Origin of the sequence: Methanobrevibacter filiformis, from assembly GCF_001639265.1 — an archaeon.
In the GTDB taxonomy this organism is placed as follows: domain Archaea; phylum Methanobacteriota; class Methanobacteria; order Methanobacteriales; family Methanobacteriaceae; genus Methanacia; species Methanacia filiformis.
This window is the reverse complement of the sequence record NZ_LWMT01000283.1, coordinates 1-11129: the sequence shown is the minus strand read 5'-3', so window position 1 is coordinate 11129 and position 11129 is coordinate 1. Positions and strand designations below refer to the sequence as shown.

Annotated in this window: 7 protein-coding genes; 2 read left to right on the top strand and 5 right to left on the bottom strand. The window is 24.9% G+C overall.

Annotation, left to right across the window (positions count from 1 at the left end; translation table 11 throughout):
* Positions 1 to 78: 78 nt before the first annotated feature.
* Positions 79 to 348 carry a hypothetical protein gene (locus MBFIL_RS09415; protein ID WP_066973887.1) on the bottom strand — a complete coding sequence of 90 codons (270 nt, stop codon included), beginning with the start codon at positions 346 to 348 and terminating at the stop codon, positions 79 to 81.
* A 310-nt stretch (positions 349 to 658) separates the two neighbouring features.
* Between MBFIL_RS09415 and MBFIL_RS11155 the strand changes: the two genes are divergently transcribed.
* Positions 659 to 787 (top strand): hypothetical protein, encoded by a 129-nt coding sequence (locus tag MBFIL_RS11155; RefSeq protein ID WP_281192584.1) that lies wholly within the window; start codon positions 659 to 661, stop codon positions 785 to 787.
* Positions 788 to 905: 118 nt separating this feature from the next.
* Here MBFIL_RS11155 and MBFIL_RS09410 read toward each other — a convergent pair whose 3' ends face one another.
* The 4 genes from MBFIL_RS09410 to MBFIL_RS09395 form a co-directional block, all read right to left on the bottom strand.
* Entirely contained in the window at positions 906 to 1919 is a 1014-nt protein-coding gene (locus tag MBFIL_RS09410; protein ID WP_084266381.1) for a glycosyltransferase, read from the bottom strand.
* 77 nt (positions 1920 to 1996) lie between these two features.
* Positions 1997 to 4900, bottom strand: a complete 2904-nt coding sequence (locus MBFIL_RS09405; RefSeq protein ID WP_066973883.1) for a glycosyltransferase — start codon at positions 4898 to 4900, stop codon at positions 1997 to 1999.
* A 177-nt stretch (positions 4901 to 5077) separates the two neighbouring features.
* Complete coding sequence (locus MBFIL_RS09400) at positions 5078 to 6454, bottom strand: class I SAM-dependent methyltransferase (RefSeq protein WP_066973880.1); 1377 nt, start codon at positions 6452 to 6454, stop codon at positions 5078 to 5080.
* Between the two features lie 76 nt (positions 6455 to 6530).
* A complete protein-coding gene (locus tag MBFIL_RS09395; RefSeq protein WP_066973878.1) occupies positions 6531 to 7019 on the bottom strand; it encodes a PsbP-related protein in 489 nt (162 codons plus the stop codon).
* Between the two features lie 825 nt (positions 7020 to 7844).
* Between MBFIL_RS09395 and MBFIL_RS09390 the strand changes: the two genes are divergently transcribed.
* Positions 7845 to 10964, top strand: coding sequence for a glycosyltransferase family 2 protein (locus MBFIL_RS09390; RefSeq protein ID WP_066973876.1), 3120 nt, complete (start codon positions 7845 to 7847; stop codon positions 10962 to 10964).
* Positions 10965 to 11129 lie beyond the last annotated feature (165 nt).

Here is an 11129-nt window from a genome sequence, read left to right as displayed (position 1 = left end):
ACATAAAATTAAACAAACCAAAAACAATAAGAACAACTAAAAACAATTCAACAAAACCAACAAAATATTAAAAAAAACTCACATAAAAACACAAAAAATAAAGAAAAAATCAATAAAATAGAACAAATAAAGAAACATTAAATGCGAATCCTCAAAAATTTCATATTCAATATTAATATTTCTATTAATCTGTAATGATGTGATTGCAATACCTGTAGGGACTGCATAGTTATCATCAGATATAAAGACTATTGATATTTTAGATGATGTAACATTTGAATTTTTCAGTTTTCCTAATGTTTCAAGATGTGTATTGATACATGCAGTGTTTTTATAATCATTTTTCACTTTTTACACTCCTTCATCATAGTTTTGTTTTGCACTTTTATCACCCAAAAGTGCAAACAATAAACAATAAAATAATAACTTTTTCAGTACCAATAATAATTCATGCTTTTATTATATTTATTCAAATTACATATATTAATCATGATAAAAGAAGTAAATGAAGATAAAAGAGTACAACAATTATTTATGAGAAAAAATATATCTAAAAATAGAGAAAATGTAAATAGTTTTAAGTGACATATATAAATTAATTAATACCAATCCATCTGAATTAATAAGTAATGCTAAAAATGAACAAGAACCTTATATTATGGATAACAAGATAATATTTACTCCAATTGAAGATAGAAGAATTACAGAAATGAGTAAGTGTCACATAGTGCATGCTCAAAAAAATGTGACTTATAATCATTTTAATTTTCATGAAAAATATGGTTAAAAATACTTTAAACTGAATTTAAAGGTTTTTTGTGGGATATTTTTGAGCATTTAATGTAATACATATGTTACAAAGTTTTTGGAATATACTAATATTACATATATGTATTAAATAGAAGTTAATTAAAAGATTTTTTAAATTTCCTAAGAATACTTGTTATTTTCCAACTATTAGAATTAATAATTCCTTTATATTTTTTATTTAATTGATTATATTTATTTTTTAATTCTTTATATTCTTTATCTTTTTGGTTATACCTAATATCCATTTTAGATTTTAGATTTTCGGATTTTTCTAATTTATTTTTAATAATTTCAATTTCACAAATTTTACAAAAATAGTGTTCATAAGATATATTTTCTTGTTTAAATGGAATATCTTTATTTATGCTCTGATCAATTATTTTATTTTTTAATGCAGGACTTTCATTATTTAAATTAGAATGGTATGTAATCCAATTGCCACAAGTAGTAGGAATTATCAAATTAGCCTTATGTTTTTTTAAAAATTTGTCAAGTGATTCATAATAAAATCTAAAATCACCGTTAGATACATGATACAAATATGTAGGTATAACATACACATTATATCCCTTATTTTTCATATCAAGACAATAATCTGCCCCATACAAATGCCATCCATCACAACAAGTTGTATCAAACTTATTTTCATCAAAAACTGATTTGGGAATGATAAAAAGGCATTCATCAACAGTTTCAACTTCTACAGGATTGGATATGGGTATAGAAGGATTAGGTTTCCTAGGGGGAGTATCATGTTCAATATTTGTAAGTATATTATAATCAAAAAGTGATTTTCCAGCAACACCAATGACTCCTGGATTTTTCAATGATTTAATAATCTTTTCTGTTTCTACAACCCAACCTTCAGGTAAATAAATGTCTTGATGAGTAAAAACCAGATATTCTGCATCTACTTTGGATGCAGCATAATTAAAAGCTGCTGCTGCTGATTTAAATTTATTATTTCTATTATCAACTAAGAATAAATTAAAATTATTATCTTTTTGATTATTAAGCCCTCTAATCAAATATTCATTTAAAATTTTTTCATTATTATAAACACAAATTATGCCCATCATATTATCACTGTTTAATCTCATAATTTCCATTATTTATCAAAAATAAGTAGTTATTTTTTCCTTTTAAAGATAATTTACGAGATTCATAGTTTGGTATACTAAATTTTTCATCTATATATATCTAAAATTTCATTTTTTAAAAAACTCATGAATTTTTCAGGTTCTAATGAAATAATATTTTCATTAATACTTTTTTTATCTGTTAAAATTGAATCATACTGATGGAGCCCATGACTGTTTTCCCAATTGTCTTTATTATCGATTATAAGGGCTAATTTTATCAAGTTTTTCCTGGAGTTTAATAGTTCATTTGGATAGTAATTAGAAACAGTCGAAATCAAAACATCTGCCCAAATATTGATATCATATGCATCAACTGTATTAATGTCTCGTATTTCAGTTTTCCACCCATATTTATTCAAATAATCAACTAACTTTTCCAATTTAAACTTATCTTTTTCAGATTTTATTAGGAATATTATATTTAATCGTGATTCTGTAAAAACATTTTCTTTATTCAATTTATTATCCATTACTTTTTTAAGTAGCCATTCATCATGCTTAGAAGATAGAATAGCACGGTTATGCATCATTCTATATGATCTTTCCAAATAACTATTCATCATTGTGTCTGTTTCATTTTCATGATGGAATAAAAGAGATCCATGAGAATAAACATTACAATATCCTTTTTTGATTAATTTAATACAAAAATCAACATCTTCATAACCATAATCAAAATTCTCATCAAACCCATCCACTTCTTTAAAAAGTGATTTTTTAACTAATAATACTGCTCCCGTAACAGTAGATATGATATAATCTTTGTTAATTTTTTCATTAAATGGATCTATGAATCTTTTATAATGATAGGGTTCCATAAAGCCATTTTTTAATTCTCGGAAAAAAACCCCAGCATGCTGTATTTTAAATGACCTACTTCGAAACTTTTTATTTTTTATATATGGATAAATTAGTTTGGCACCTACTGCACCCCGATGCTTATTTTTCACTGAAGTTTGCATCATTATATTTAACCAACCATAAGTTGTTTCAATATCATTATTTAAGAAAAGGAGAAATTCACCTTTGCAATAATTCACTGCCTTGTTATTTCCAGTAGAAAATGATTCATTTTTCTTGTTTTTAATTATGGTTATAGGAATATCTAAGTTATTTAAAACTTCAATAGATTCATCAGTTGAATTGTTATCTACTACAATTACTTCATAATTAGGGTAGCATATATTTTCTTTAAAATTACTAAAGAGTCTTTTTAAGTGATCTGCTCCGTTTCTATTTAAAATTATAATAGAAACTAATGGACTATCTTTGCTAAAGTTTTTAAGTCTTATTTGTTTCTTATTTTCGTTTATTAATCTATTAATCGTGCGATTCTGTTCTTTTAATGTTAATATTTTAGGTAATCTATATTCTTTGTAACCATGAGTAATATAATGGATAAAAGGATTTAATTCAGATCTTTTAATATCTGGATATAATTTCATATAATATTTTGTATTGAACCCAGGACTAGGGTTATATCCTTTCTTAAATCCATGTTTTAAGTAATGAAGAATAGGGTCTAGTTCCATCTTCTTGACTTCAGAGTATCGATTTAAGTACCAATTTTCATTAAATTTTCCAGAATTTTTTATTATATCATATTGAGATTTAATTATTTTAGCATTTTTTTCTTGCTTTTCAAATACTTTTGAATAATTATCTTTAATTATTTTAAGTAGGTTCAAACTTCGAATTTCGTAGGTATGATTTTTGATTACAAAATTTTTAAGTTCTTTTATCTTGTTTAATCGTTCCTTTTCATTACTTAGATAAAAATTAAGTAATCTTTCCAATTCTTCTTTCGAATTGAAACTTGGAAGTAATCCTTTGAACGTTTCTTCTGATCCAATTACTCCATTTGTAATAACAAGAGTTCCATTAGCAATAGCATCAAAAACTCTACTATTTATGGCACCATAAGGCTTAGTAACATGATTTGCATCATCAATCACGACCTTTGTAGAAGAATAAACTTTAGGTAATTCTTTATAGTCTAAAAAGCCTTCATCATCCCAAATATATTTTCTAAATTTTGCAATATTATTCCAACCAATACCATAAATTTTAAAAGTGTATGGTAAGGATTTTGGGTTTAAAAACTTAATTATATCTCTTTTACATCCCCAGTAATTACCAGTAAAACAGTAATCAGATTCATATTTTTTTTCTTTTTTCTTTGGACTAAATCTTTGAATGTTTGTTGCTATTGGTAGTAAAAATACTTCATCATCTAAATGTTCATTTAAATAATCACAAGCGGTTTTACTTGAAGCAAGATATAAATCATAATTTTCAATTTCAGGAGTATTAATCCATTTAATGAACCAATTTCTCATCCAAGCTATTTTAATACAGCTATTTTTTAAATATATCTTTGAAATATCATAATCATGTAGGAGATTTATTATTATATCTAAATCACTACCGTCATATTCTTCATTTCTTGGAATATATGTTACATTATGATTTAATTTTTCTAATTCTCCACCTAACTCTAAAGCTGTAAACACATCCCCTGCTCTTGGATTTTCTAATGATTCTGTAACTATAAATCCAATGTTTAATGAGGTTCCATTAAAAATTTTGTTTTTGACTAAGTTATCATCTGTTATGTTTAAATCATCTTTTCCGTAAGGTTGTCTACCCTCTTTTTTTCCATGTAGTACATAATGTATTAAGGGATTTTGTTTTGTTTTTTTAACATCTTCATTTTTATCTAAATAATAATTTCCATCAAATAACTCACTAGGATTCTTTTTTTCATTATATCCTTGATATATGTAATGATCTAATGGATCAATATTAGATTTTGCTATATTTGGATATTTTTCAAGATAATAGCTTTTATCAAATAAATTGTATTTTTTTATTTTATGATATGCTTTCATCATTTTGAAAATCTTTTTAGGATTCCCCTTTTCTTTTATAGCAATGTAAATCAGCATGTTAATCAACATTTTGTGTTATAGATAAATTAAAAATATTATTTAAATCTTTGATTATTTTTTTAAAGGTGTTTTGTATTATTAATATGTTTAATATGTAGTTTAATAGAATAATTGCATCATTCTAGAAGAAACTTAGTCAAAAACAAGACTTACCTAATTATTACAATAATGTTTTTATTTGAATTTAAAGCTATTTAAAACATTATCAATGATATTTTTAGCTTTATTAGGATCTCCATACATAAAGTCTAAGTTAAAAATAAGATTTCCTTTTTTTGAGTATATTAGTGTGTGATTTGCACCTAATTTGTAGTCTATTATATAGCTTTCAACTCCATCAATAGTAGTTTTTTTAGGTTCGCTCATTGATTTGTAGGCTTCGTAATTTTTCGTGTTATTAATTGCAATAGATACATAATCATCTAAACTCACATTATCTTTTCTATTTGAAACTTTAAAATACTCAAATGACTCAGGTTTGTGTATTTCAACAATATTGCTATTATTTTGAACTTCATACCATGATAATGGATAATTAAATGAAACTAACTCACCATTGTAAGAATTCGTATTATATAATATATCTTTGATGTTATTAATTTCATTTTTTTGACTATTCAACATTTTTTCCATATTTAAAGATTTTTCAAATAAGTAATTGAAAAATTGGGTCTCATGATGATAAAGCACCCATTTTTCTTTATAATCCTCCAAATTTTTGTTAAAAATATTTATAAATTCATTTACAAAAGTTTCTTCATAGTTTTCTAACATAAAATTTCTTAATTTGAGTATAGTATTTTCATCAATTCCTAAATATATTTCATCAAATTTCCATGGGGCTGCTCTTAAAGGTAATTTAGCTATTTTTAGAAGGTTTTCATATAATATCTCTTTCTCTTTAGGAATCTCAATAACTCCCAATGATGATGGAGTTGTAATATTTAAGTTAGCATCCAGATATTTAGATCTGTATTTGCCCCCCCCCCAGCTAGTATAAATAAAGCTTTCACCCCAAGCATTAGGTCTCATATAATCAACAACATCGTGTAACATTACTAAAGACTCATCGTGTAAGTAGGGAATAACATGTATAAGGTCAATTAATGGGTGTGGATGTGAGTGACCAGCATCAATAAATACTAAATCTAATTTAGTATCTTTATCCAGAATATCACGAATATCTAAAACTGTATGTCCTTTAAATAAACTATAATTTTTTATTTCATTATTAGTAGCATTATCAAAAACAGCCTTTCCCCAAAAATCATCAGTTTCTAATTCAATTCCATATAACTTAAAATTTTCAGATTTTGAGCCTTCTTTTAACATGTACAATGAAGTAACACCATTGTAAATTCCAATTTCAAGAACATTTTCAACATTCCTACCATTTGAAAAATTGTAGTATTTTATAAGACCTAGTAAAAATGAAATTTGATATCTATCAGATAATGCATTATACTTTTTAATGAAATCTGGATAATTCAAGAATAGTTCAAAACCTTTTTTTTCATAAAATCCTTCACTAAATTCTTTATTATTAAACATTTTAAAACACCTCTAAGTAGTTATAAATATTGAAATTGTATTATTAGTACTATCAAATACTAATTTAGTTAAGGTTTTATTTGAATTTAAAACTATTTAAAACATTATCAATGATATTTTTAGCTTTTTCAGGATCTCCATACATAAAGTCTAAGTTAAAAATAAGATTTCCTTTTTTTGAGTATATTACAGTGTGATTTGCACCTAATTTATAGTCTATTATATAGCTTTCAACTCCATCAATAGTAGTTTTTTTAGGTTCGCTCATTGATTTGTAGGCTTCATAATTTTTCGTGTTATTAATTGCAATGGATACATAATCATCTAAACTCATGTTATCTTTCCTATTTGCAACCTTAAAATAATCAGTTGACTCAGGTTTGTGTATTTCAACAACAGTACTATTATTTTGAACTTCATACCATGATGATGGATAATTAAATGAAATTAACTCACCATTATAAGAATTCGTATAACTTGTATTATAATTTGAATCATATAACAGGTATCCTCCAAATGCTACAGCTATTATTATAATTACTACCAGAATGTTACGGGTTTTCATATTTAATTACCTCTTTAATATAAAATTAGTTTATATATTTATATATTGTATATTCAACGATTATAATATTACATAATTCAGATTTAAAGTCCTGTAAATTACTAAATCTACAGTTAAAGTGAATTTTTCACGTTAAAATAGTTGAGTTTACAATACAATATTTTTATATATAATTGTCATGTTATTTTAAGGTTTGTATAGACTTAATCTGTAAACTTTAAGGGAATTTAGATTTATGGGGTTATTTTAAGTATTTGAAACAAACTTTTGAAAAAAGTTTGAACAAAAGTTATTCCAAAATTTAAGCATTTTAAATATGAGAAATGCTTTTATTAATTTTAAGTATTTATTTTTGTACTCTCTTATTTTTGTCATTTCTCCATTATTAATTGGATTCTCAATTAAGGATTGATAATGTTAGGTGTTTTAATATTTTTTGATCATTGTGATCATGTAGTTATTTGTGAGTCTTGGTCAAAGTCATTTTTCAAGAAAAAAATTTTCTTCATTTCCTAAACAAATGAATTTAAGACAGTTTTAGTTCAATGATTTAGACTTTTGACCATGACCTTGTGTTGAAAATAAGTATAAAAAAGTATATAAATGTAAAACTTAAAAGTTAATACTAATTAGTCAAAAAACCCTATTTAATTTTATTCAATATTAAATTCCAATCATGAGCTTCTAATTGAATTAAAAATTCTTTAACTTGAATAAGTTCAGATTAATTATGAAGCATGGGAATATAAAAAAATTTAGAGGGTAATCTTTGACACAATATAAATATTAGTAATTTACTTATTAAGCTGTTTAAGTGTGATGTTCATGGTTTTATATGTTGTTAAAAAAGAAAAGTTAAATCCTAAAGAGATTTACAAAATGTTAAAGGTTTATGGAGAAATCAGAAAGAATAATCTTTTTGATGAAGAATTCTATTTAAAAAAATATCCTCAAATAAAAAATTCAAAACTATCACCTTTAGATCATTTCATTTATCATGGATATAAAGAAGGAAAAAAACCAAACCAATACTTTGACAGTAAATTTTACCTAAAAAGATACCCAGATGTTAAAAAATCAGAAATGAACCCGCTAATACATTACACACTACATGGTAAAAAAGAAAAAAGACAAACATTACCCAATAGCACATTTGAAACCATCTTAAAAAAGAAGAAAAAAATGCAAGAATTAGAAACACGATATAAAAGAAAAGTAAAAGATTTGGAAAACATAATAAACATAAACTTTGATGAAGAATACTACCTACAAAGATATTCTGATGTAAAAAAGGATCCAGTAGAACACTACATCACACAAGGGAAAAAAGAAGGAAGATATCCAAACAAAAAAATCGAAAGCATCCGATTCGATAAAAAATACTATTTGAACAAATATTTAGATGTTAAAAAAGCAAAAATGGACCCAATAGAACATTATCTCAGATATGGTGAAAAAGAAGGAAGATATCCTAATCAAAAACTTGAAAATGTTCAATTTAATAGAAGATACTATTTAAACAAACATCCAGATGTTAAAAAAGCAAAAGTTGACCCATATGCACATTACCTTAAATACGGAGAAAAAGAAGGAAGATATCCAAACAAAAAAATTGAAAGCATTAAATTTGATAAAAAATATTATTTAAATAAGTATTTAGATGTTAAAAAAGCAAAAATAGACCCAATAGAACATTATCTTACGTATGGTGAGAAGGAAAATAGATATCCTAATAAAAAACTTGAAAATATTCAATTTAATAGAAGATACTATTTAAACAAACATCCAGATGTTAAAAAAGCGAAAGTGGATCCATATGCACATTACCTTAAATACGGAGAAAAAGAAGGAAGATATCCAAACAAAAAAATTGAAAGTATTGGATTTAATAAAGAATACTATTTAAGTAAATATAAAGATGTTAAAAAATCTAAAATAGATCCAATAGAACATTACTTTATATATGGTGAAAGTGAAGGAAGATATCCAAATAAAAATGCTGAATTTAATTCACTTGAAGGTCTTCTAAACAGAGAAAAACAAACAAATCAAATCATTAATAATTTAAAAGAAAAAATTAATAATTATTCTGAAAATCCATCAAATCAATCTATCATTGAATTAAAAGAGAAAATGGATAATTCTGAAAAACAATTAAAAGAAAATATAGAAAAATTACAAAATGAAATCAAAGAATATGCCATTTCTTTAAATTCAATCCAAACCAAAAAAAGTGAAATTGATAGTAAATTAGAAAATTTCAATGAATATGGAATCAAAAAAGAGAAAAGAAGCCCACAACTAATTGTATCTTTAACATCTTCTCTTAAAACAATATATAACAATCATTACACCTTATATTCACTTTTAACACAAAAAACAAAACCAGATGAACTCATACTATGGCTATCAAAAGAAGAATTCCCTAATCTTGAAGAAGACATTCCAATTAAAATAAAAAATCTTAAAAAGAACGGTTTAACAATAAAATGGTGTGAGGATATTGGTTCTTATAAAAAACTCATTCCCTCCTTAAAAGAATATCCAAATGATATAATAGTAACAGCAGATGATGATGTCTTATATCAAAAAGATTGGCTAGAAAAACTATACAATGAATACGATGGAGAAAATATCATAGCACACAGTACTAAAAGAATAAGTTCTAATGTTGATGGTGATATTACTCCATATTCTGAATGGAAACCTACAGAAACAAATGAAGAATCTATTTTAAACTACTTTGATGAAGAATGTGGAGTATTATATCCTCCTAATAGCTTATACGTATATATATTAAATAGTTTATCAATGAAATCATCACCAAATAATAACATATTTGCTTGGACAATGGCAGTTAAAAATGACACTAAAATTAAACCAGTTTTAGAAGGTTATTCTAAGCCAGAATACACTGATATCTTAAAAGAAGTTAATAACTCAAGTATACTTTTGAGTAATAAAAGTGCAAAACAAAACCTAACACAATACCTAAAAGAACATTACCCTGCAACAATAGAAGGATTAAAAAATCAAACACCACCCAAAGTATCAGTGATTATGCCTATTTACAATTCTGAAAAATATTTGGAAGAATGTTTAGACAGTGTTATTAATCAAACATTGAAAGATATTGAAATAATTTGTGTTAATGATGGATCCACAGACAAATCATTGAAAATACTGGAAAAATATTCAAATAAAGATAAAAGAATAATTATTATTAATCAAAAAAATCAAGGAGCTGGAGAATCTAGAAATAAAGGATTACTCATTGCTAAAGGTGAATATCTCTCATTTTTAGATAGTGATGATTTTTTTGAGGCAGATATGTTAAAATCGGCATATGAAAAAGCTAAAAGCGCAGATTCTGAAATTGTTTTATTTAAACTGTGCACATATGATGATAAAACTAAAGAATCAATTGATAATAATTGGTGGATTTTTAATTCAAATAACATAGTTAAAAAAGAACCATTTTCTAAATATGATGTAGAGGAACACTTTTTTCAACTAACAAATCCTGCAGCACACAATAAATTATTTAAACATGATTTTATCATTAATAATAGGATTAAATTCTTAAATTTAAAGTCATCTAATGATGTTACATTTACTTTAATCGCAATGTTCAAGGCTAAAAAGATTAGTACTATAAATAAAAGCTTTGTTAATTATAGAATTAATACTAACAATTCAATTACCTCTGAAAGAGGAAAATATCCAGGTTCCATTATTAAAGCACATGAATTTTTCATAAAACAATGTAAATTAAATGAGTTTTTTGTTAATAACCCCAAACTTAAAGAATCATATTATACTTCAGTATTAGGAAATTTTCGTTATGAATATTCTCATTGCAATGATGAAACAAAAAGATTATTTTTAAAAAAAATTGAATCCATTTTACCAATTAAATGGAGGAATCAATTAAATGAATTATAACTATGAAAACCCCTATTTTCTCACAGCTGTTAATTTGGGGCTCTGTAAATTATGAGGGTGCATTTTTCTTTCTACTTTTAGGATGGTTGTAATGAAGTATTAAACCCACCGCTTCTATAAACCCTTTAACTGTTTTGAATTTATTCTTTATTTCTCTTACCACTG

Excerpts from the sequence above, each read along its gene's own strand:
- MBFIL_RS09395 (WP_066973878.1), bottom strand. The coding sequence starts at position 7,019 with ATGAAAACCCGTAACATTCTGGTAGTAATTATAATAATAGCTGTAGCA.
- MBFIL_RS11155 (WP_281192584.1), top strand. The coding sequence starts at position 659 with ATGGATAACAAGATAATATTTACTCCAATTGAAGATAGAAGAATTACA.
- MBFIL_RS09405 (WP_066973883.1), bottom strand. The coding sequence starts at position 4,900 with ATGCTGATTTACATTGCTATAAAAGAAAAGGGGAATCCTAAAAAGATT.
- MBFIL_RS09390 (WP_066973876.1), top strand. The coding sequence starts at position 7,845 with ATGGTTTTATATGTTGTTAAAAAAGAAAAGTTAAATCCTAAAGAGATT.
- MBFIL_RS09410 (WP_084266381.1), bottom strand. The coding sequence starts at position 1,919 with ATGGAAATTATGAGATTAAACAGTGATAATATGATGGGCATAATTTGT.
- MBFIL_RS09400 (WP_066973880.1), bottom strand. The coding sequence starts at position 6,454 with ATGTTTAATAATAAAGAATTTAGTGAAGGATTTTATGAAAAAAAAGGT.